This is a genomic window from Reinekea sp. (assembly GCF_046710285.1).
Lineage (GTDB): Bacteria > Pseudomonadota > Gammaproteobacteria > Pseudomonadales > Natronospirillaceae > Reinekea.
Genome location: NZ_JBKEGY010000006.1, coordinates 148,544 through 173,258 on the forward strand (window position 1 = coordinate 148,544; position 24,715 = coordinate 173,258).

At 44.1% G+C, this 24,715-nt stretch carries 16 protein-coding genes; 7 read left to right on the forward strand and 9 right to left on the reverse strand.

The annotated features are described in order from the left end of the window. Positions 1-4 precede the first annotated feature (4 nt). The 8 genes from ACI882_RS06570 to zwf form a co-directional block, all read right to left on the reverse strand. Positions 5-1,243, reverse strand: a complete 1,239-nt coding sequence (locus ACI882_RS06570) for a DUF4032 domain-containing protein (protein ID WP_411745537.1) — start codon at positions 1,241-1,243, stop codon at positions 5-7. A 127-nt stretch (positions 1,244-1,370) separates the two neighbouring features. After that, entirely contained in the window at positions 1,371-2,465 is a 1,095-nt protein-coding gene (locus tag ACI882_RS06575; RefSeq protein WP_411745538.1) for an ABC transporter ATP-binding protein, read from the reverse strand. 270 nt (positions 2,466-2,735) lie between these two features. Next, positions 2,736-4,925, reverse strand: coding sequence for a 4-alpha-glucanotransferase (malQ, locus tag ACI882_RS06580; RefSeq protein WP_411746729.1), 2,190 nt, complete (start codon positions 4,923-4,925; stop codon positions 2,736-2,738). Between the two features lie 209 nt (positions 4,926-5,134). Further along, positions 5,135-5,755 carry a bifunctional 4-hydroxy-2-oxoglutarate aldolase/2-dehydro-3-deoxy-phosphogluconate aldolase gene (locus ACI882_RS06585; protein ID WP_411744864.1) on the reverse strand — a complete coding sequence of 207 codons (621 nt, stop codon included), beginning with the start codon at positions 5,753-5,755 and terminating at the stop codon, positions 5,135-5,137. An 18-nt stretch (positions 5,756-5,773) separates the two neighbouring features. Then, positions 5,774-6,796, reverse strand: coding sequence for a glucokinase (glk, locus tag ACI882_RS06590; RefSeq protein ID WP_411744865.1), 1,023 nt, complete (start codon positions 6,794-6,796; stop codon positions 5,774-5,776). A gap of 5 nt (positions 6,797-6,801) precedes the next feature. Further along, positions 6,802-8,628: a phosphogluconate dehydratase gene (gene edd, locus ACI882_RS06595; protein WP_411744866.1), complete on the reverse strand. Its 1,827-nt coding sequence runs from the start codon at positions 8,626-8,628 to the stop codon at positions 6,802-6,804. Between the two features lie 12 nt (positions 8,629-8,640). Next, positions 8,641-9,333, reverse strand: a complete 693-nt coding sequence (gene pgl, locus ACI882_RS06600) for a 6-phosphogluconolactonase (RefSeq protein WP_411748453.1) — start codon at positions 9,331-9,333, stop codon at positions 8,641-8,643. Between the two features lie 13 nt (positions 9,334-9,346). Continuing rightward, positions 9,347-10,828 carry a glucose-6-phosphate dehydrogenase gene (gene zwf / locus ACI882_RS06605; protein ID WP_411744868.1) on the reverse strand — a complete coding sequence of 494 codons (1,482 nt, stop codon included), beginning with the start codon at positions 10,826-10,828 and terminating at the stop codon, positions 9,347-9,349. A gap of 267 nt (positions 10,829-11,095) precedes the next feature. On the opposite strand from zwf, the gene hexR reads away from it, so the two are divergent. The 7 genes from hexR (at position 11,096) to ACI882_RS06640 (ending at position 23,836) form a co-directional block, all read left to right on the forward strand. Beyond that, positions 11,096-11,956, forward strand: a complete 861-nt coding sequence (hexR, locus tag ACI882_RS06610) for a transcriptional regulator HexR (protein ID WP_411744869.1) — start codon at positions 11,096-11,098, stop codon at positions 11,954-11,956. A gap of 162 nt (positions 11,957-12,118) precedes the next feature. Continuing rightward, entirely contained in the window at positions 12,119-13,570 is a 1,452-nt protein-coding gene (gene pyk / locus ACI882_RS06615; RefSeq protein WP_411744870.1) for a pyruvate kinase, read from the forward strand. A gap of 190 nt (positions 13,571-13,760) precedes the next feature. Further along, entirely contained in the window at positions 13,761-16,421 is a 2,661-nt protein-coding gene (gene aceE, locus ACI882_RS06620) for a pyruvate dehydrogenase (acetyl-transferring), homodimeric type (RefSeq protein ID WP_411744871.1), read from the forward strand. Between the two features lie 21 nt (positions 16,422-16,442). Beyond that, positions 16,443-18,341 carry a 2-oxo acid dehydrogenase subunit E2 gene (locus tag ACI882_RS06625; protein WP_411748454.1) on the forward strand — a complete coding sequence of 633 codons (1,899 nt, stop codon included), beginning with the start codon at positions 16,443-16,445 and terminating at the stop codon, positions 18,339-18,341. Positions 18,342-18,839: 498 nt separating this feature from the next. Beyond that, a complete protein-coding gene (pykF, locus tag ACI882_RS06630) occupies positions 18,840-20,252 on the forward strand; it encodes a pyruvate kinase PykF (RefSeq protein ID WP_411748455.1) in 1,413 nt (470 codons plus the stop codon). A gap of 244 nt (positions 20,253-20,496) precedes the next feature. Then, entirely contained in the window at positions 20,497-22,053 is a 1,557-nt protein-coding gene (locus ACI882_RS06635) for a methyl-accepting chemotaxis protein (RefSeq protein WP_411746531.1), read from the forward strand. Between the two features lie 226 nt (positions 22,054-22,279). Next, positions 22,280-23,836, forward strand: a complete 1,557-nt coding sequence (locus ACI882_RS06640) for a methyl-accepting chemotaxis protein (protein WP_411744646.1) — start codon at positions 22,280-22,282, stop codon at positions 23,834-23,836. A gap of 15 nt (positions 23,837-23,851) precedes the next feature. On the opposite strand, the gene ACI882_RS06645 is transcribed toward ACI882_RS06640, so the two are convergent. Then, positions 23,852-24,715 (reverse strand): benzoate/H(+) symporter BenE family transporter (locus ACI882_RS06645; protein ID WP_411748456.1); only part of this gene is annotated, 864 nt, incomplete at its 5' end.

Sequence of the window (24,715 nt, forward strand, 5' to 3'; positions counted from 1 at the left end):
TGGTTTAGCGGGGCCTTTTCTCTAATACATTGACCACATAGCTCTTCGACGCGAAATCCATTCCGACATCATGACCCTGCTCCTCACTTAGGTACCAGCGGTGCTCTAGAATCTCATGGAACAATTCAGCGTCATCTAATCCGCCTTTCATGTGGTAAGGAATATCCTGCACGGCGGGGTTAAAAATCTCTGAAGTCCAGCGATAAGCCGCAACCGGCAACGGCACATCATGCCCTGCTTGCTCGCTTAATGTCACTTTATAGCGGTTTAAGCTATTTAAAAGGCGCCTTGCTTGATTCTCTTGTACTTGCAAACCTGTCAAAGAGGACAAGCGACGCTTATGGTGCCAGTGCTCTACAACGCGCGGGACCATTCTGACTCGTTTACCATCATCGACTGTCGTAATTTCCATTTCTTCTACATCGAAACCTAAATCGTTCAGTCGACCTATACGCTTTTCAATCTTATATTGATCTTCAGGATCAAAGACCTCGTCTTTCGTTAGTTCAGACCATAAATTATTATAACGCTCGACTAACGAGTCGGCTAAATCGACCGGGTCTAACTTACCAGGCAACCCTACCGATGCTTCTAGATCCATTAAATCACCGGCTATATTGGTGTGTGCGATATCGACATCGAACTCTCGGCGGCGATCGGATACTTCATCCATGAGCTCACCTGTCTCAGCGTCGACCAAATAAGCTGCCATTAAACCCGCATCCCGACGAAATAGAGCGTTCGAAAAAGAGCAGTCACCCCAATAAAAACCTGAGAGGTGAAGTCGCACTAACAACTCAGCTAATGCATCTAACATTTGATGCATTTGCTCTGGGCTAATGCCTTGCTGGATAATAATGCGATAAGGTAACGCACCAACCAAATAGTTGGTAATGAGCAGGCCGCGGCCTTTCATATCTAGCTCAGCTGTTTTCAAGCCACTGGGTACTGACGCAGCCTTAACATTTTCATCTCTATGCGTCACCAATCCGACTGGCTCAACGACTGGCAAGCCCATTTCTTCTAATTCTCGTAATAACCGATATTCTTTAGCTGCAATTGGGGCTGCTAGCTCTTTGAGCGCATACACTCGCTCCTTATGGCTAATAAACTTAACCACGTTGCGGTGAATACCCCTAGCCACTTCAACAAAGTGCTCTTCTGGCCATTCATTCAAATGGCGTGACCAAGGCAAACGAAGATCAGTAAAATAATGACTAGGTGAGGCTATTTGAAATTTCATTAGATCTATCTTTTATCAGTTATTTAGGGAGTTAAACGCTGTATAAATCAGGGTAAGTTTAAAGCATTAAATACAAAAAAGCCGACTATCACGTCGGCTTTTTAACATTTTCTACATAGAGAAGCGTTTATAGACGTTCTTGTGTGTCAGCGTCAAATATATGTAGCTTATCGACGTTTACGTGTAATGCCACATCACCACCAATGCGCGGCGTGCGATGAACATCCATCTTAGCAATAAACGGTGCTTTTTCACCTGCAACTTCAAAGTGAACAACAACTTCATGGCCTAGTGTTTCAATGATGCACACTTTACCTTTAAGTTCTGCCGTGTTTTTCCATTCATGTTCTTCTGATTCACGGACATACTCAGGGCGGAAACCGACTACAACTTGCTTACCTTTTCGAGCTTCAACACCTTCTTTCCAATTTGCTGGGGTGTTAAAGGTAACGCACTCGCTGACCAACTGAGAACCGTCTTCAGAAACGGTCATTGACAAGGTGTTCATGTTTGGTGTTCCGATAAACTGCGCAACAAAAATGTTGGCTGGCGTATCGTAAAGATCTAAAGGCGTACCCACTTGACGTAAATTACCATCATGTAATACCGCAATACGGTCGCCCATGGTCATTGCTTCAACTTGGTCGTGCGTTACGTATACAGCAGTAATACCTAGACGCTTCTGTAGGTTTGCAATTTCTGCACGCATTTGCACACGCAACTCAGCATCTAAGTTTGATAACGGCTCATCGAATAGGAAAACTGATGGCTTACGAACAATGGCTCGGCCAAGTGCAACACGCTGACGCTGACCACCAGAAAGAGCTTTAGGCTTACGATCTAGCAACTGAGCTAAGCCTAATGTTTCGGCAGCTTCGGTGACTAAGCGGTCAATTTCATTCTTGTCCATTTTACGAAGGCGTAAACCAAATGCGATGTTTTCATAGACAGTCATGTGGGGGTATAGCGCGTAACTTTGAAAAACCATCGCAACATCACGGTCTTTCGGGTGAACGGTGTTTACAACACGATCACCAATATAAAGTTTGCCGTCGGTTATTTCCTCTAGACCTGCGATCATTCGCAAAGTGGTAGATTTACCACAACCTGAAGGCCCAACTAACACCATGAATTCTTTATCTTGAATTTCAAGATCTAGACTTTTAATGATGTTCACATCACCGTAACTTTTTACTACTTTGTCGAATTTAATACTAGCCATTAGTTTTTACTCGTTTGTCGTTATCAGTCCGTCTACTCATCTTCTCAGAGGATGAGAGCCCGTGAATGCTTACCCCCTAAGGGTTCGCATCGATACTCTTTATTGTAATTTTATTACAACATAATTCTAAAAACTTGTCGAACAAATCCATTATAGCCGTAATTATACTACCAATGACAAGCTTAAATTGAATTCTAATGACTCAGGTCAGGCAAATACAGATGAGTAGCCGTGTAGAACATCGTTTTACACGGCTAAAGTGTGGGATAGCTATTTACGGTGCTTATTTAGCTTTTGACAAAAACTGACGATTTCTGGTCGAGAAAACAATTCAGTACTGCTCATATCGAGTTTTCTGCGCCAGTTTGGGTATTCTGAGCTTGTTCCTGGGATATTAACTGGCTTATTTATCAGCATCATATCTTCCAACTGCACGGCAACAATCTGAGAGTGAGTGACCGCTAACTGCTCATGAATGGCTAAGCATAGCTCTTCAGTCATCTCTGCTAATTGGCTTGCGTCTTTAGGTGTACCTGCTGGCAAGCGGTTGTGCTTTTGCAATAAGTTTAAAATGTGTTGTTTAGCGCTCTCACGTGATGCTTGCTCAGCACGCAAGTCAGCTTCAGAACCAAACATGCCTAACTGCCACCGTAAGTCTAAATCACTCTTATTCCAATAAGCCTTAACGGTAGGCATATCGTGATTGCAAACAATCGCTAAAGCCTTATCCGCGTAGTCTTCTGGCTCAGTACAACCCTGCTCGCCAATTTCAAAATAGAAGACCTTATTTGAGTAGAGCTCGGCTTTAGGGAAGTTTTCCATAACCGCATCTGGCACGGTGCCAAGATCTTCAGCAATGACTAAACACTGATTACGTTGTGACTCTAGATTCAGAATTCCAAGCATATCGAACATATCGTAATAAACGTATGTGCCATAAGCGGCTGTTTTGCCTGGTGGGCACCACCATAGACGCAATAGAGCCATGGCGTGATCTATCCGCAATGCACCGCATGCACGCATATTGTTACGAAGCAGTGTAATAAAGGTCGCATACCCCTTATTTTTCAACTGTATTGGATCTAACGGCGGGAGTCCCCAGTTTTGACCGCTGGGTCCTAATGCATCCGGTGGCGCACCAACCGAGGCGTCTAAACAAAAACTCTCTTTATTCGACCATATTTCGGCACCACCGCGGTCGGCACCAACGGCTAAATCACGGTAGAGGCCAATTTTCATGCCTAAGCTCTTTGCAAGCTTATCAACCTTTTGCAATTGTTCATCGGTAATAAACTGCAAATATTGCCAATAATGGATCGCGTCTTCATTTTCTTCTTTGAATGACTGTACAGCTGCCGAGTTTAAATCTTGATAGGCTGCCGGCCATACTGGCCACCCCCAGGCGTTAATATCTAAAGCTTTAAAGTGAGCTAACAGTGCCTCAAATAGTGAATGTTGCTGCAATGGCTCACCTTGCTGCTCAACAAAACTAGCGAATGCTCTGCCACGAGCAGTCTCTTTATTAAGGTGGTTTTTCTTAAATACTTTATAAAGTACCGAAAAACATTCGTGCTTTAGGGCGCTGACACCGGTGTACTCTACGTCGGAGGTTGCTCTCAAATGCTCTACCGTTGCTGCAAACTTTTTAGTCGTTACTTTACGCTTTAATGCCGCAGACTCTTCAAATTCAGGTACGGCCGTAATATCGGTATAGAGTATATTTAAAAAGCTGCGATTAGATGGAGAGTAAGGACTGTTATGGTCAGGACTAATAGGGTATAAGGCATGAATCGGGTTCAAACCGATGACATCAGCACCTTGGGCTGCCATGTCTTTTATCAATTGAGCTAGGTCTGAAAAGTCACCCATCCCCCAATTATGGTCAGACTTTAATGTGTACAACTGAATCGCTGTACCCCATATTTTATCGCCATTAGCCATCGGCTTAGATTGAAAACTTGTTTTTGGCGTTACTATAAGCGGACTCGTACGCTCAAGATCTCCAACACATACTCGAATTGAGTGATAACCTAATGCAAGATCTGTTGGCAAAACCAAGACTCGACGGACATGTTCTGTGCCATCTATCCAATAGTCCCCAGTTTGCTCGAGCATATCTAAGTTAAAGTGGCCTTCAATTCGCCCACCCTCTTCTAACTCAATCGTCCAGTGACAAGGTTTCATTAGGTCATGAGATGTAACATAGACATTAATGCCCCAGTAATCTCGTAATGGCGACAGTACCGTTATTGGCTCAAGCATTTCGCGCCACTGGTGCATATCTAACTCGGCGGCGTCATGTGCCAATTTTTCATCGTTATCGAGGTCGTATCCCATTGCACGAAGTATCATTTCTATATTGTCGAAGGGAACTTCCGATTCCTTACCACGATAATCTACAAACTTACTAGAAATGTTACGCAAATGAGCGACCTTCGATGAAAGCTCATAATTTGCCATGAAAAACCCCTTTGTCATTGATAAAACACCTTGAACTAAGGTGCTATTCTTAAATTGATTACTATGGGGCTCAGTTTAGAGTAGTCGCTAGGAAAAAACTCACTGGAGATTGAAATTTGCAGTCGGATTTTTGGTTAGGTGGAGTTTGACCCCGCCCCACCTTAACCAAAACAACATTGAAAAATCTAATTCCATTAAAGTAAATGGTCCTAAAGGCAGGCTTCTCTAGCTAACTGCTCAATACGCGACCAGTCTTGTTGGTTTAACGCATCGGCCGGTACTACCCATGAACCACCGACACATTTAACGTTATCAAGTGCGAGATAGTCTTTGAAGTTCGCGATAGATATTCCGCCGGTTGGGCAAAAGCTTACATTAGGAAACGGACCCGCAAAAGATTTTAACGCTGCAACGCCGCCAGACGCTTCAGCAGGGAAAAATTTAAAACTGCTATAACCCATTTCCAATCCTTGCATCATTTCTGAAACACTCGCGATCGCGGGCAAAAATGGAAAATCTACAGCTTTTCCTGCTTCGAGAAGTCTTGGTGTTGCACCAGGACTGATCGCAAAATCTGCACCAATTCGTTGCAGCTCTATCAATTGCGTTTCATTCGTTACGGTACCCGCGCCCACAATAACGCCTTCGACTGTTTTCATCGCCTCGATAACGGCCATCGCCGCTTCTGTTCTTAACGTTACTTCTAGTACCGTTAAACCGCCAGCTTTCAGAGCCTCGGCTAGCGGCACGGCATCTTCTACACGATTTACGGCTAAGACAGGCATTACCGGATAAGCCGCGGTCATTATTTGCTCTACACTGTATTTCATAATTAAGTTATAACTCTTTTAAGTTAAGGACGCATATTGTTTGTTGTGGATTCGGTGATTGAGTACAGCAGCTGCGCCTAATAGACCTGGCTGTTTTGCCATAACAACATAGGTTGGAATGGTCACAACAAAGCCACTCATTCGTGCTTTGTTTTCAAAACACGCTCTGAATTGACTGTTTTTAAAATACTCAATAAACCGCGGCACAATTCCGCCCGTTATATAAACACCACCTTTTGCGCCTATGGTTAGCGCTACATCACCCGCATAATTACCCGTGATTGCACAAAATGTTGCTAACGCTTCTTCGGCAACAGAATCCGTTTTATCCAATGCTGCTTTCGAAATTTCTGGTGCTGACAACTCAACAACTGGCAGTCCTTTTGAACTACACAATCCTTGATAAATATTTTCTAAGCCCATACCGGAGATAAGCCGTTCGTTTGAAACACGACTGTATTTGGTTAGAAGATATTTAAGAATATCTATTTCTGCTGCTGTCGTCGGTGCGAAATGAGCATGACCACCTTCGGTTTCTAACGTCAGCGGGCCTAAATCACTGAAAGCCAACGCAGCTAAACCTAACCCTGTCCCTGGGCCAGTCACCGCAATTGGCATACCTTTAACCGCTGCACCGCCACCGACTTTAACCAACTCTTTTTCACCCATATGCGGAATAGCATTGGCCATTGCATTGTAGTCATTTATAAATTTCAAACTAACCAAGCCTAGACTGGCCTTGAGTTCAGAAACTGAAAAGGACCATGTATGGTTGGTCATGGTGATTTGATCTTTATCGGTAGGGCATGCGATAGCCATAACAGCATGATCTGGCCGCGGGTAATCGGCGGCTATGCTTTCTAAATAGGCTTCAGCGGCCTCTAAAATAGAGTTATAGTCCGCTCCATTTAACGCCAACGGCGCAATTAATTCTTGTTCCGACAGCATCAATGCATCTGGTGTTTCAAACTGTTTTATTGGCGCTAGTGCAAAACGTGCATTCGTTCCGCCAATGTCTGCGATCAAGCCATACTGAGTCATGAAAATTATCCTTCAAAGTCTTCGAATCGAAATACGGTTGCACCTTCTTCAGGTGCACTCACCATTTGTCGCATGTGCGCAAACAATTCACGGCCAACGCCAAATTCATTTTGACTAAAATCACCTTTCGCTAACGGTCGCGCAGCTAATTCTGTTGGTGAGAGCTTAACCTCTAATGTGCCCGCTATCGCATCTAAGCGAATTACATCGCCTGCATTAATACGAGCAAGCACGCCACCTTCTTTGGCTTCTGGCGATACATGAATAGCCGCAGGTACTTTACCTGAAGCGCCACTCATCCGGCCATCTGTAACCAGAGCAACCTTAAAGCCTTTGTCTTGCAAAACACTTAATGGCGGTGTGAGCTTATGCAACTCAGGCATGCCATTGGCTTTAGGGCCTTGGAAACGCACGACGACAATGCAATCTTTATCTAAATCACCGGCTTCAAATGCGGCCTGTAAATCATGCTGTGATTCAAAAATAACCGCAGGTGCTTCAATAATTCTATGCTCAGGCGCTACAGCAGATATTTTAATTACGCCCGTACCTAAGTTCCCCGTCAACATCTGTAAGCCACCCTCTTCACTGAACGGGTCGCTTACGGGTCGGCAAATATCTGTATTTAATGAATGCGCTGTGCCTGCTTTAAACACAACAGTACCATTATCAATAAACGGTTCTTGAGTATATTGATCCATGCCAACACCCATGATGGTTGTCACGTCATCATGCAGTAAACCATTGGAACGCAGCTCTCCAATCACGTAACCAACCCCACCAGCGGCGTGAAAATGGTTCACATCCGCCATGCCATTAGGGTAAACACGCGCTAGCAAGGGTATGGCTTTGGAAAGTTTGGCAAAATCATCCCAAGTTAAAATTATTCCCGCTGCGCGGGCCATGGCAATAAGATGAATGGTAAGATTGGTTGACCCACCTGTGGCCAACAAGCCGATAATGCCATTTACAAAAGCCTTCTCATCTAATATTTGATAAAGCGGCGTGTAGTGACCGTTCTGCTTGGTTATACGAATAGCCTGGTGCGTGGCTTCTTTGGTTAACAAGGTTCGTAGGTTATTTTCCGGATTAACAAAACTACTGCCCGGTAAATGCAAGCCCATAAACTCCATTAACATTTGATTAGTATTGGCCGTGCCGTAAAAAGTACAGGTGCCTGCAGAATGATAAGAGTCTGATTCGGCTTGCAGTAATTCATCACGACCAATTTTGCCTTGTGCATATTCTTGGCGAATACGTGATTTTTCACTGTTCGGCAACCCAGAAGGCATTGGTCCAGCGGGTACAAATACCGTTGGTAAATAGCCAAACCGCAAAGCCCCCATCACTAAACCCGGTACAATTTTATCGCATACGCCTAAATACATTGCAGCATCAAACATATTATGCGACAAGCCAATACCGGCTGACATTGCAATGTTGTCACGGCTAAACAAACTTAGCTCCATGCCTGGCTGACCTTGGGTAACGCCATCACACATAGCTGCTGTTGCGCCAGCAACTTGCGCGGTACAACCCATCTCTGAACTGGCTTGCTTAATGATGTCAGGAAATAGTTGGTACGGCTGATGGGCACTGAGCATATCATTGTAGGAAGTAATGATGCCAATGTTGGCTGCATTCATCATTTTAATAGTGTTTTTTGTTTCAGGTTCACACGCCGCAAAACCATGCGCTAAATTGCCACAAGACAATTGATTCCGATCAGGAATATTATTACCTGCATCGATCATGCGAGCGACATACTTATTTCTAGAAACTTTACTACGTTCAATAATGCGTTGGGTTACTTGGTCAATAATCGAATTCATCTTAAAACTACCTTAACTTGCAAAGTAAATGGTTACCGGAGTTTGCGTTTGCTTTAAAACACTGCGAACTGGCATCTCTTCAACGTCACCCTCTGCTAGAGCAGCTTCAAGAACCGGTAATTTGCTGTCGCCAGTCAAATGTAAAATAATTTTTTTGCTGGCCAACACTGTCGGCAATGTCAAAGTCATTCGGTCATGAGGCGCCGTTAAGGGTGTTGTTGCGCAACACATTAAACCTGAATCCATATCAAGTGCTTTGCTAAGTGTTTTTGCACCAGGGAAAAACGAAGCAGTATGACCATCTTCACCCATGCCCAAGATCGAAACCGTCATGGGCAAAGGCAACTTCATTAAACGCTGATGTAATTCAGTTACGGCGTCATAAGCAGAGTCATAATGTGTTTTTAAGGCAACGAAATTAGCCTCACTGGCGTAATTTTGCAGGAAGTGGCGGCGCACCAAAGCTTCGTTACTGGCCTGATGGTTTGGCTCAACCCAGCGCTCATCTACTAAAGTAATAAAGACTTTAGACCAATCTAGCTCTACTTTGCTCAGCTGTTCAAATAAATCAATGGGCGTTCTTCCGCCTGAAACCGCAAGCGCTGCGCTACCTTTGCTCACTAAATCACTGCGCAGCAAATTAGTAACTTCATTCGCCAGTGCCTGAGTTAACTCTATACGTGAGGTAAATGTTTTTTGTTCCATAACTCGTTTCCCCTTAGGTAGATTCATGCCACGAACGGCCATCTCGTGCAGTCAATTCAAAGGCGGCCTGCGGCCCCCAACTCCCAGCGGGATAATAGTGAGGCTCAGCGGTTGATGCTTGCCATTCATTTAAAATTGCATCCGCCCAAACCCAAGCGGCTTCCACTTCATCACGATGAACAAACAAAGTAGAGTTGCCTCGCATAACATCTAAGATTAAACGCTCGTAAGCTTCAGGCACGCGAACTTCTGCAAAGCGGTCAGGCATAGATAAATTTAGCGATACTGGCATGACCGGCATCCCCTCACTTAATCCAGGAATTTTATTCATCATTGACAATTGGATGGACTCTTCGGGCTGCAATCGAATGACTAGCTTATTCGACCGAAGGTGCGTTCCCGCAGGGAAAATGGAATGCGGTACATCTTTGAATTGAATCACAATTTCACTGAATCGTGCAGGCAGTCGTTTACCTGTTCTTAGATAAAATGGCACACCACGCCAACGCCAGTTTTGAACTTCTGCTTTTACAGCAACAAAAGTTTCTGTAGTGGAGTCTGTCTCACCGCCATCTTCAGACCGATAACCGGGTACTTGTTTACCGTCCATATTGCCTTCAGTATATTGCGCTCGCACAACATTTCGACGTACACCTTCTGGGCTAAGTGTTTTCAAGGACTTTAGAACTTTAATTTTTTCCGCACGAACCGCTTCGGGGTCAAGGGATACAGGAACGCCCATTGCGACTAAGCACAGCAACTGAAGCAGATGGTTTTGTATCATATCTCGCAGCGCACCAGAATCATCATAATAGCCCCAACGACCACCGACACCGACTGTTTCGGCCACGGTTATTTGTACGTTGTCGATATGTGTATTGCTCCATACCGGTTCAAACAAGGCATTAGCAAATCGTACGGCTAATAAGTTTTGAACGGTTTCTTTTCCTAAGTAATGATCTATCCGGTAGATATCTTTTTCAGGAAAAACTTTTGCCACGGCGTCGTTAATTACCTTTGAGCTTTCTAAGTCTTTGCCTATCGGCTTTTCAAGAACAACACGGGTATTATCAGAAATAAGGCCAACATGGGCTAGATTTTCACATGTCGGGCCAAAAAATTGTGGTGCGGTTGATAAGTAATATACTGTGCCCTGCTCTTCAAACTCGTGGCCCAGCGCATCTTTTAAGCCTTGAAATGAATCGGGATCTTTTGCATCAACGGCAATATAGTCTAGCCGTTTAGAGAAAGATTCCCAGATGGCTTCATCCCAGTCGCTGCGGTCAATAAATTGATCTAACCCTTCTTTAACCAACTGAGTGTATTTTTCTTTACCCAGATCTGTTCTAGATGCACCGATTATGCGAGCACTGCCACAGACATAACCGTCTTTCTCAAGGTGATATAAGGCCGGCAGTAGCTTTCTTATGGCTAAATCACCGTTGCCGCCGAAAATCACAACGTTACAGGGTACTTGCTTAGCTTGCGAGGTCATTACAGTCTAATTCCCACTATTCTTGTAGTTTTATTTCATTTGCTGGTCATGATAGCAATGTAAACCAACAAATCTAGTAATTTAATTACAAAAAATACTTTTAATACCTCATATCCTAATCCATTCATCACCCTCTTGTAGACACTTGGCAACTATATATGACGATCAATTCTAATTAACCTTAAATTCTATTCTCTTTTCCCTTTACCTTTAGCCCCCGCATTCCCTACAATCTGTAGACGACAAATCCAGCGGAACAAGACCACAATGGCCACAAATATATTAGATCGCCTTAAATCCAACCCGAGTGTACTCAGTAAAAGCGAACGAAAGGTAGCGGTCGTAATATTACAAGATCCCAACAAGGCGATTCGTTCCAGCATTGCTAGCTTAGCAAAAGCAGCCGATGTATCTGAACCTACCGTTAATCGATTTTGTCGATCGCTAGATTGCACTGGCTTCCCAGATTTCAAGCTAAAGCTCGCACAATGTTTGGCAACAGGAACACCCTACGTAAATCGCAACGTAGAGCCAAATGACCGTGTTGAGGACTATAGCAGTAAGATTTTTGAAGCGACCATGAGCGCCATCAGTGATGCAAAACGATCTATTGATCCAAACGCATTGAGCCGCACCGTTGATGCTCTGGCACAAGCTCGTAGAATAGAATTTTATGGTTTAGGTGCGTCCGGCTCTGTCGTCATGGACGCGCAAAATAAGTTTTTCCGGTTAAACACGCCCTGTGTTGCATACGTAGACATTCTTCAACAACGCATGGCCGCCGCGGCGACTAAACCTGGCGATGTTGTAGTCATAGTCTCCAATACCGGCCGGACAATTTCACTTGTAGAAACGGCTAAAATTGCTCGCGATTCAGGTGCTACGGTTATTTCTCTGACCTCACCTCATACCCCTTTAGCAAACAGCAGTCATATTTTATTGGGTGTCGACAGCTCCGAGAACACCGACATTTATACACCAATGACTTCCCGACTAGTTCATCTGACTATCCTTGATGTACTAGCAACCGGTGTAACGTTGAAACTGGGACCTGAATTCCAAAGCCACTTGAAGCGCATCAAAGCCGCACTGGCTGACACTCGTTTCCAAGAAGACAGCGGTGATTAACGCAACTTACGACGATTTAAAAGCAGATAAATTCCGGCTAGAATTGCTTTGAATTATTTCTTTGAAATGTAATAAAATTACAAAGCCGATTTTAAAAAGTTTAGGTTTGTAGTAGATTAGCGCCCTGCAGTGCAATTTCGACACAAATAGAGAGCTGAAAGCATGACAATTAGACGTACCAAAATTGTGACAACCTTGGGCCCTTCGACTGACCCAGAAGGAGTTTTGGAGCAATTAATAATGGCCGGTGCGAATACTGTACGCTTAAATTTTTCTCACGGTAATGCCGAAGATCATAGAACTCGCGCCAGCGCTGTTCGCGAAATTGCAAAAAGACTGGGGAAATCCGTCGCTATTCTAGGTGATTTACAAGGCCCGAAGATCCGCATTGCACGTTTCAAAGATGACCAAAAAATTCAAGTTATAAAAGGCCAAAGTTTTATTCTTGATGCCGATTACGATAAAACCGCGGGCAACAATCAAATTGTGGGTATCGATTATCCAGCCTTAGCCAAAGACAGTAAGCCAGATGACATTTATTTATTAGACGATGGTCGTGTTCGCGTTCAAGTAACAAAAATTGAAGGCAATGCCGTACATACCACCGTTTTACAAGGCGGTCCCTTGTCTAATAACAAGGGCATTAATAAGTTAGGCGGCGGACTATCAGCCGCTGCGTTAACAGAAAAAGATAAGAACGATATTAAGTTGGCTGCTGAAATTGGCGCTGACTATGTTGCAGTTTCTTTCCCACGTGGTCCTGAAGACATGATGGAAGCTCGGCAATTATTAAACGCTGCTGGGTCAACGGCAGAGCTGGTTGCTAAGTTAGAGCGCGCAGAAGCGGTTCTAGACCATGACAATTTAGACAAGATTATCCTTGCATCCGATGTCGTCATGGTCGCCCGGGGTGATTTAGGCGTTGAAATTGGCGACCCTGAACTTATCGCCGTTCAAAAACATATTATTAAACGCGCACGCACGCTTGACCGTATTGTCATCACGGCTACTCAGATGATGGAATCAATGATAGAGAATCCATTCCCGACTCGCGCTGAAGTTTTCGATGTTGCCAACGCTGTATTAGATGGCACCGACGCCATCATGTGCTCTGCCGAAACCGCTGCAGGAAAGTACCCACTCGAAACTGTTAAAGCCATGAGTGACATCTGTATCGGCGCAGAAAAGCATAAACTAACCACTGAGTCTCGCCACAGAATAGGCTCTGAGTTTAAACGAATTGATGAAACCATCGCGATGACAGTTATGTATGCCGCAAACCATTTGCGTGGTGTTAAAGCTATTATCGCCATGACCGAATCAGGCTCTACGGCCAAGTGGATGTCACGAATCAGCTCTGGCATGCCAATTTATGCATTAACCCGACATGAAGTAACACAAAGCCGCGTATCACTTTATCGTGGCGTTGAAGCGATCCCATTTGATTTATCAGCCGTAGCTCCAAACCAAATTAACAAAGCAGCCGTCGATGAATTAAAGAAGCGTAACTTCGTACGGGACGGTGATTTAGTTATTTTAAGCTATGGTGATCATCAAGGCGTTCATGGCGGTAGTAATACAATTAAGATTGTAAGTGTTGGTAATATCCTGTAAAAAGGCGACCGTTAAACAACAATTATCAAACGGCAGCCTCGGCTGCCGTTTGTTGTTTTAGAAACAGAAAAAGCGTAATTTCGCCAGTTTTCTTTAACTCGCTAATTAGCGTAAGTTAGCTAAAGTAAACTGATTAAATAGCAAACGTAGAAGTTTAAAACACACCATTGGGGCAAGAGGGTATTAACCTATGGAACATGATTTAGATCCTATCGAAACACAAGAATGGCTTGATGCACTCGCATCTGTTGTTCGTGAAGAAGGTAATAATCGCGCTCAGTTTTTATTGAAGCGCCTTTCAGACCAAGTAACCGACGGCGGTTCTGATGTGCCGTTCGCGATCAACACGCCGTTTCGCAACACTATTAGGTTGGAAGATGAACCTAAATACCCTGGCGACAATGAGATCGAGCGCAAGATTCGCGCGATGATTCGCTGGAACGCGGTCGCAATGGTGGTCAAAGCAAACAATTCTGGTGACGACTTAGGCGGCCATATCTCCAGCTTCCAGTCATCGGCTACTTTGTACGATATTGGTTTCAACCATTTCTGGCGCGCACCTACCGATACACACCCTGGTGATATGATTTATTTCCAAGGTCATATTTCTCCAGGTATCTATGCTCGCTCTTATGTTGAAGGTCGCCTAACGGATGAACAGCTAGAAAACTTTCGTCGTGAAGTTGATGGCAAAGGCCTATCTTCATACCCACACCCTTGGTTAATGCCTGACTACTGGCAGTTCCCTACCGTTTCGATGGGTTTAGGTCCGATCCAAGCGATTTACCAAGCGCACGTTATGCGTTATTTAGAAAACCGTGAAAAAATCGACAAAGGCGGCCGCGTTTGGGCTTTCTTAGGTGATGGTGAGATGGATGAACCAGAATCTATCGGCGCTATTTCACTGGCGGGTCGTGAAAACCTCGACAACCTAAACTTCGTCATTAACTGCAACCTGCAACGCTTAGATGGTCCTGTTCGTGGCAACGGAAAAATCATTCAAGAACTTGAAGGTATGTTCCGTGGCGCAGGCTGGAATGTTGTTAAAGTTGTTTGGGGTCGTCACTGGGACCAACTGTTTGCTAAAGACAAAAAAGGCTTTATGCAAAAGCGTATGGACGAAGTGGTTGATGGCGAATTGCAAGCCTATAAATCTCACGGTGGTGAATACACTCGCGAATTCTTCTTTGGCAAATACCCTGAGCTAGCCGAATTAGTTAAAGATATGTCTGATGACGACATCTATCGCTTGAACCGCGGCGGACACGATCCGTATAAAGTTTACGCTGCATTCCAAAAAGCCGTTAACGATAACAACGGCAAACCAACCGTTATTCTTGCTCATACGGTTAAAGGTTATGGCATTGAAGCAGGCGAAGCGAAAAACATGACTCACTCACTGAAAAAACTTTCAGTTGATGATTTAAAAACATTCCGTGATCGTTGTGGTGTACCTATTAGTGATAAAGATTTGGAAGATGGCAAAATTCCATTTTATCGCCCGAGCGAAAACAGCCCAGAAATGCAATATATCCGTAACCACCGTAATAATTTAGGGGGTTACATTCCGGCACGTCGCGTTAAAGCAGCTGAGCAATTAACGGTACCAACGCTTGAGTCTTTTGAAGCTATTACAAAAGACAGTGGCGATCGTGAAATTTCAACCACCATGTCCTTTGTACGCATGCTGTCCCAGCTAATGAAAGATAAAACCATTGGAGATCGCATTGTACCGATCGTACCGGACGAAGCTCGTACTTTCGGTATGGAAGGAATGTTCCGTCAATTTGGCATTTACTCTCCGTGGGGCCAAACTTACATCCCACAAGATAAAAACCAAGTCATGTGGTACAAAGAAGACCTCAAAGGCCAAATACTTCAAGAAGGGATTAACGAAGCAGGTGCCATGAGTTCTTGGGTTGCCGCGGCAACGTCTTACAGTACTTACAACCATCAACTGGTGCCTTTCTATGTTTATTATTCTATGTTTGGCTTCCAGCGCATTGGCGATTTAGCTTGGGCAGCGGGTGATTTACAAGCTCGTGGTTTCTTAATTGGTGCAACCTCAGGACGAACTACCTTAAATGGTGAAGGCCTGCAGCATCAAGATGGACACAGCCACATATTAGCGGGCACTATTCCAAACTGTGTCACCTACGATGCCACCTATGGTTATGAAGTCGCCGTTATCATCCAAGAAGGGATGAAGCGCATGGTTGAGAACCAAGAGAATGTTTATTACTACCTAACAACTTTGAACGAAAACTATCAGAACCCTGGTTTAGTCGACGAGAAAATGACCGAAGGCATCAAGAAAGGCATGTACCTACTTGAAGACGGCGTTAAGAAAGGTAAGAAAGCCGTTCAGCTCATGGGCTCAGGTTCTATTATGCAAGAAGTTCGCGCAGCCGCGGTTATTTTGCGAGAAGAATACGATGTTCAAGTCGATGTTTGGGCGGTCACGTCTTACAACGAATTAACACGAGATGGCCTAGCCGTTGACCGTATTAACTTATTGAACCCAGAAGCAAAAGCTCAAGAATCTTTCGTGACGCAGTCATTAGCGAAACGTCGTGGCCCTGTTGTTTCAGCAAGTGATTACATGAAAAACTACGCAAACCAGATTCGTAAGTGGGTTCCTCAGGACTACCACGTATTGGGCACGGATGGTTTTGGTCGCAGTGATTCACGTGCAAAACTTCGTCACTTCTTCGAAGTTGATCGTAAGTGGGTCACCATAGCTGCACTTAAGGCCTTGGCCGATGAAGGAACGATCGAAGCAAAAATCGTGTCACAAGCGATTGAAAAGTTCGGTCTAGACATCAATAAACCAAACCCAATGACAGTGTGATTGCGGAATTAGGAGTCTTACATGACAACTGAAATTATCCTAGTACCCGATATCGGGATGGATTCTGCCACCTGCATCGAAGTGGCAGTGAAAGTAGGCGACATGATTAATGAGGACGATACCCTCATAGTCTTGGAGTCAGATAAAGCATCGATGGATGTGCCTGCACCTATGTCAGGTAAACTTGTTCAGATTAAGATAGCTGAAGGCGACACCGTAAAAGAAGGTGACGAGCTTGTGTATTTAGAAATCGAAGGAGCAGAGACAGCGGCGCTTAATGATACAGCTGAACCTAAAACTGAAAGCAAAAGTGCAAGCCCTGCCCCTGCGGCAGAGCCAGCACCGGCCAGTGAGTCGGCTGTTGAAGAAATTGCCGCGCCAGATATTGGTATGGACAGCGCTAACGTCATTGAAATCTCTGTCAAGGTGGGCGATATCATTGCCGAGGACGATACGATAGTGGTATTGGAATCAGACAAGGCGTCAATGGATGTACCTTCGCCAAAGTCAGGTGAAGTGGTCGCTATTCGCATCAAAGATGGCGATGAAGTTTCCGAAGGCAGTGTTTTAATTGAACTTAAAACAACTTCAGCCGCTCCGAGCAAGGCTGCATCTGCACCAGCAGCTCAGACAGCGCCAGTGCCAAGTGCATCAACACCGCCCGCTGCTGCCAGCAAAGAGCAAGTAAAAGTGCCTGATATTGGCATGGACAGCGCTCAAGTCATTGAGGTGTCAGTACGCCCTGGTGATTATTTAAAAGTGGATGACACCATTGTCATATTAGAGTCAGACAAAGCCTCAATGGACGTACCATCGCCAGTTGAAGGCGAAGTAACGTCTATTAAGGTCTCTGAGGGTGACGAAGTATCCCAAGGTACTTTGCTGCTTGAAGTCAAAGTAGCCGGCGCGGTTGCCGCAACAGCAACGGCTCAATCGACTCCAGCATCACCAAAAGCTGCGGCAGTCGAAGAGCCACCAGTGATTGCGCACGCTTACGAATCTGCTCCAGTTAAGCCAAGTAAAAATGTTCATGCTGGCCCTGCGGTACGTAGACTGGCTCGTGAATTTGGTGTCGACCTAGCATTAGTCCCTGGTTCCGGCCCACGCAGTCGTATTATTAAAGATGACGTAGCAGAATGGGTTAAAAAACGGCTTCAAGAACCAAAACAAACGACTGCAGGCAGTGGTTTACCAACGGTTCCTGATCAAGACTTTTCTAAGTTTGGCGAAGTCGAAATCGTTGAAATGAACCGTATTCAGCAAATAACCGCTGTTAACATGACTCGAAACGCATTAGTCATACCTCATGTAACCCAATTCGATGAAGCCGATGTCACCGAAACCGAAAGTTTCCGTCAATCGCTGAAACCTGAAATGGAAAAGCGTGGCGTTAGAATCAGTGCGCTCGCCTTTATTGTAAAAGCTTGTGCCTCTGCCTTGGTTGAGTTTCCAAAGTTCAACGTATCACTCATGGCCGACGGCAAACGCCTGGTTAAGAAGCACTATGTCAACATTGGTATTGCGGTTGATACGCCCAATGGACTGATTGTACCGGTGATCAAAGATGTCGACAAAAAGTCAGTTTGGCAGATTGCTGAAGAAATTATCGATTTCGCCAAACGCGGCCGTGATGGCAAAGTGAAACCCAATGAAATGCAAGGGGGATGCTTTACTGTTTCCAGCCTTGGTGGCTTGGGCGGCACTGCTTTTACACCCATTGTTAATGCGCCTGAAGTTGCAATTCTTGGGGTTTCAAAGAACGCTGTTAAGCCGCACTGGAATGGTAAAGAGTTTGTACCTCGTACCTTTATGCCGCTTTCATTGTCTTATGACCATAGGGCAATAAACGGTGCAGAAGCTGCGGTGTTTACCACCTACCTAACCCAGGTTCTAGCTGACGTTCGTCGACTCGTATTGTAATAATCGGCTTAAACGACATACTCAAAGGCCCTGCATCTGCAGGGCTTTTTTTGATCAAGAACAACCTACATATACATTACCTTATTTTAATAATGCATTGATCATACGTGTTAGTTATCCACAACCATGGTGCCACCTTAGGTTTCGAGCTAAATAGCTGGAAAAACAATCAAATTTGATTTTTGTCGTAATTAAACAACATAATTTTTTGCAATCCATGTTTTTTCTACCAGCACCCTACTAAGTTCAGAAAGACTAAATAAACTTGATTTTCGATGATTTTTTGCGAATATCGATACTTTTATTAGCCAAAACACAACATAAATAGCTATTTAATCATCACAAAAGAAGAACTTCATAGCAATCTTAAGTTGTAGTATTACCAAAATATTGATCTGGGATAGTGAATTTTTCCAGAAACATGGTAGTGTGCGCCTCAATAATTACGTAATCATTCCATTTGTTGGATGAATGAGCAGCCATAAGAGGTTCCATAAGATGAGAAAAACCAAGATCGTTTGTACAATCGGACCTGCTTCCGATTCAAAAGAAATGCTAACTAAACTTGCTAACGCTGGCATGAACGTTATGCGACTTAACTTCTCTCACGGTGACTACGATGAACATGGCGGCCGTATTAACGCGGTCCGTGAAGTAGTCCAGGAGACTGGTAAAAAAGTTGCCATCTTATTGGATACCAAAGGTCCTGAAATTCGCACCATGAACCTCGCCGACGGTGATGTTCTGTTGCAAGCGGGTCAGAGCTTTACGTTAACCACCGATCAGAGCGTTATTGGTGACAATACACAAGTTGCGGTAACTTATGAAGACTTCGCAAAAGACCTGTCAGTTGGCAATACTGTTCTTTTAGATGACGGCCTACTGCAGTTAACAGTGACAGAAATCAAAGGCAATGATGTGATTTGCCGCGTAGAAAATACCGGTGAATTAGGCAACAAGAAAGGCGTAAACCTACCTGGTGTCAGTGTAAAACTACCTGCATTGTCTGAAAAAGATAAGTCAGACATCATCTGGGGTTGTGGCCAAGGCGTAGATTTCGTTGCGGCGTCATTTATTCGCAAGGCGTCTGATGTTGAAGAGATCCGTACTCTACTTAACGCCAATGGCGGCAAGCAGATTAAGATCATCTCAAAAATTGAAAACCAAGAAGGCGTAGATAACTTTGACGCTATTTTAGATGCTTCCGATGGCATTATGGTTGCCCGTGGCGACTTAGGTGTAGAAATTGCCGTTGAAGAAGTCATCTTCGCTCAAAAGATGATGATTAAAGCCTGTATAGCAGCGCGTAAGCCCGTTATCACGGCAACTCAGATGCTTGATTCAATGATCAAAAACCCTCGCCCTACGCGCGCTGAGGCCGGTGACGTTGCCAACGCAATTCTTGATGGTACCGATGCAGTGATGCTTTCAGGTGAGTCTGCAAAAGGTAAGTATCCGGTTGAGACGGTTGCCATCATGGCACAAATTTGTGAGCGTACAGATGACGCAATGGAACAAATAAAGCGGCCAATCGCTTTAGTAGAAGAAGGCGACTTACGAGTCACTGAATCTGTTTGTAAAGCTGCTGTTCAAAGCGCTGTTGATTTAGATGCAAAGGTTATCGTTGTTGCAACCCAACACGGAAAATCAGTTATGTCTGTTCGTAAGTATTTTCCAAAAGCTCAAATATTGGCCCTTACCCTTGACCCAAAAACGGCTCAACAACTTTGCCTGTCAAAAGGTGTCACTACTTCTGTCGTAGAACCGTTCAAGAACAGTGATTGTATGTTCGAAAAAGCAAAAGAAAAAGCGGTTCAATATAATTTAGCTAAGTCTGGCGAGCCAATTGTTGTTGTTGCTGGCGCTCTATTTTCGACTACCAATACCATGTCGGTTCACTATATCGATTAATTCTAAAGCTTAATGTCCAACTCAAGACCCTACCTTTACAACGTAGGGTTTTTTTATGCTTAAATTCTTACGATTTCAGCAATCTATGGTCATTATTCCAAGTCTATAGCAACCAAGTACCGACGCAAATTGCCCTTATTTAAATAGACTACCAAAATTTGAAAACCCTCAACATTTATAGTGCCTGGCCGATACCCCATCATAGGTAGCCCTATTATTTAGAACACTATAAGAGAGAGATCAAATGCGTAAAACAGGCCCTGTCACCCAAATTGACATTCCACTTCAAGATGGAGACCAATTAGTAAGTACGACAAATACCAAGGGCGTCATACTTTTTGCGAACAGTACATTTTGCAGAATCGCTGGCTTCAACAAAGAAGAGCTCGTCGGCCAAGCGCATAACATCGTACGTCACAGTGACATGCCACAAGCAGCGTTTGGGATGCTGTGGGACACGATAAAACAGGGCAAACCATGGCGTGGCATCGTAAAAAACAGATGTAAGAATGGTGATCACTACTGGGTAGACGCCTACGTAACGCCCATGTATGAAAATAATGAGATAATCGGTTATGAATCTGTTCGCCAACGCGCTCAGCCTGAATGGATAGCCAGAGCAGAAAGTGTCTACAGCAATATCAACAAGGGCAAACCGGCTATACCTGCCGTCCAGCGTTATTTCGAAAAATACCAACACCTATATATTGCTGCTTTAGTTGGTGTCTTTGCCTTTATCTGCAGCTTTGTACTTGCAGCCGATAAGGGTTGGCTGCTCGGTTCACTACTCTTTGCATTGAGTTTTTTATTACCACGGTTTTTTAGTGATCATAAAAAAACGAATGCGCAACTCTCTGAATTCAATGACGACGAACTTACCCAATACATTTATACCGGACACCTTGGCCAAGCAAGCCGAGTCGAGTTGTTGCATAGCTTTCATAAGCGCCATTTACACACCGTCTTAGAACGAATGGACCAAATGGCAACAGAAATTACCGAATTATCTGAGATGAACTTAAACCGAGTAAAGCAAGAATTTGCTAGCATTGAACTAGAAAGACAGCAATTAGATGCCGTTGCATCTGCGGTTCAAGAAATGAGTCACTCTATTCAAGAGATCGCAAATAGCGCTCAAAATACGGCAGATTCTACCCATAATGCCAACCAAGAAACGCAAACTGGCTTGGAAAGCTTAACCCGTGCAACACAACAAATAGAATCTTTAGTGTTAAATATGAATCAAACCGAATCATCGGTAACTCAGCTAGCACAGAACAGCTCCGAAATTCGCAACGTGATTACCACCATTTCTGGCATAGCAGAACAAACAAACTTGCTGGCGTTAAACGCCGCGATAGAAGCGGCTCGTGCCGGTGAACAGGGCCGAGGTTTTGCGGTCGTTGCAGACGAAGTGCGCGGCCTTGCACAAAGAACGCAGGATTCAACTCGAATCATAACTGAGGTTATCAACCAACTTGTCGAAACAACCGATCAATCGGTAGAGTCCATTAACCTCAGCGTCAGCATTTCTCAGGATGGCATGACGGCCATTAACAAGGCCCAAGAGAGTATTGAATCACTAGCCAAAGCCATTGCCGGTGTTAAGTCTAATACAGACGTTATTGCTGATTTATCAAATCAACAAACCTTAGCAGCGAATGAAATTAGCAGCAGCTCAGAAGCTGTATTGGCATTAACTAAAGAACTGGCTGAAAGCGCAAGTGAAACAATGAGTTTTAGTGACACGCTAAAGCAGCGTTCGCAGCTGCAAGCAAAGATTATTCGTCAATTTAGATAGCCGAATAAAATTAGGCTACTAACTCGAAAAGTCTTCATCTCGAGATAACACCGTCCATTTTTAAATTCAGCGTCTATGATTTACCGGTTTAACTCTTAATACATAGACGCTGTGACCTTAATAATCTTTCTTCCGCAAAAAAATGAAATTAAACTTTCAAAATGACCAGTCAGTACTAGTATGAACATTAAAGGTAACTTTTAACCTCAAAAAAAGAGAGACTTCCATGCGTAATACCGGCCCTGTTACACAACAAGACACTCCTCTAGAAGCGGGAGATCAACTGGTAAGCTCCACGGATACTAAAGGCGTGATAGTCGTCGCTAATGAAGCTTTTTGTAGATTTGCTGGTTTTACGGAAGATGAACTGATTGGACAAGCGCAAAATATTGTTCGTCACCCCGATATGCCTGCAGCCGTTTTTAAAATGCTTTGGGATACCATCAAACAAGGCAAGCCATGGCGAGGCGTTGTTAAAAATCGCTGTAAAAACGGCGACCACTATTGGGTAGATGCCTATATAACGCCAATGTATGAAAACAATGAAATTATCGGCTATGAATCTGTACGTCAAAAAGCCGAACCTGAGTGGATTAGTCGAGCTGAAGAAGTTTACAGTCGTTTAAAAGAAAACCAACCTGCCCTACCCAGGCTCCAACGCTACTTCGAAAAGTCTCAAACTCATATAATCAGTGCCTTGATTGGAGCGGTGGTATTTATCGCCAGTCTTTTACTCGGTGGGAACCTAGGTTGGTTGCTGGGCACTATATTATTTGCGCTAAGTTTTTTGTTACCCAATCTGTTTAGTACACATAAAGCCAGCGACAACCAATTAACAGAGTTTAATGATGACGATATCACGCAATATGTTTACACAGGCCACCTTACTCGCACGAGTCGAGTTCTATTACTGCAAGATTTCCATAAACGCCACCTTCACACGGTTCTAGAACGAATGGATCAAATGGCCGCTGAAATTACTGTGATGTCAGACACTAACTTGCAGCGTGTCAATCAAGAATTTAAAACCATTAAATTAGAGATGGATCAACTGGATGCCGTTGCGGCAGCAGTTCAAGAAATGAGTCATTCCATTCAAGAAATTGCGCAAAGTGCACAAAGCACGGCTGATACAACAAACCAAGCAAATCAAGAAACTCAATCGGGGTTAGAAAACCTAACCAACGCCACTCAAAAAATACAGGCATTGGTCACTACAATGAACAAAACGGAAGCATCCATTAACTTGCTGTCAGAAAACAGCTCGGAGATACGTAACGTCATTACCACCATTTCAGGCATTGCAGAACAGACCAATCTATTGGCGCTGAATGCTGCTATTGAGGCTGCCCGTGCGGGCGAACAAGGTCGAGGTTTTGCTGTTGTTGCAGATGAAGTTAGAAGCTTAGCGCAACGCACTCAAGAATCGACCAGTGTCATTACCGAGGTTATTAATCAACTGGTAGAGACAACAGATCATTCTGTTGAATCCATTAAAGTCAGCGTGAGTATTTCTCATGATGGTATGGCGGCTATTAATAAAGCTCAAGAAAGTATTGAGTCACTCGCATCCGCAATTTCTGGTGTGAAAAGTAACGCGGATGTTATTGCTGAACTCTCCAGTCAGCAATCTGTTGCGGCAAACGAAATCAGCAGTAGCTCAGAAGCTGTTTTAGAATTAACGAAAGAGTTAGCTGCAAGTTCGGCAGAAACAAAAAGCTTCAGTGAAGCATTGAAACGTCAGTCGCAGTTACAAACCAAAGTCATCCGTCAATTCCGCTAGCACTTGAAATGTACTTTATATTTGTTGGTTTTTTGACAGCCAGTAGTTTGCCAAAAGACCAATTAATAACCCCCAAAATGCACTGCCTATGCCAAACAAACTGATGCCTGAAACGGTAATCATAAAGGTAAGTAGAGCAGGCTCGCGAGATTGATCATTTGATAAGGCGATGGTTAAACTGTTCGCAATGGTGGTAATCAATGCGATCCCTGCAATTGCCATAACCAGCTCTGTTGGAAACATTAAAAATAACGAGACCACAGCGGCGCCGAATATACCCGTCAATAAATAAAACAACCCGGCCCAAACGGGCGCCATAAAACGCTGTTTAGGGTCTTCATCAACTTCAGGAGTCATACAAATTGCCGCGGTAATTGCAGCCAAATTAAATGCATAGCCACCAAACGGGGCTAGGATAACACCAGCAAGACCGGTCCAGGTCATAAGTGGCGAAGGGTTTACTTGATAGCCATGGGCGCGCAAGGCGGCATAGCCGGGTATATTTTGAGATGCCATGGTAACAATAAACAATGGGATTGCGACGCCTATGATCGCACCTACAGTGAATTTCGGCGTAACCCAAACAGGCGTGGTTAAACTTGTTTCGAAAGAAGACAACAGCACTTCGCCTTGAACCAATGACGTAAAAACACCCACAATGAGCGTTAGAAAAATAGCATAACGCGGCAAACGAAATTTTAATGTGAAAAACACCCCTAGCATTAGACCTACTAGTACCACGTTGGATTGCATCGCTACAAAGACATTAATACCAAACGCAAACAATACCCCTGCCAACATGGCACTTGCCAACTCGGTGGGTATAGAACGAACAAATAAATTAAACCAACCCGCTACACCGAATAGCACAATTAACAT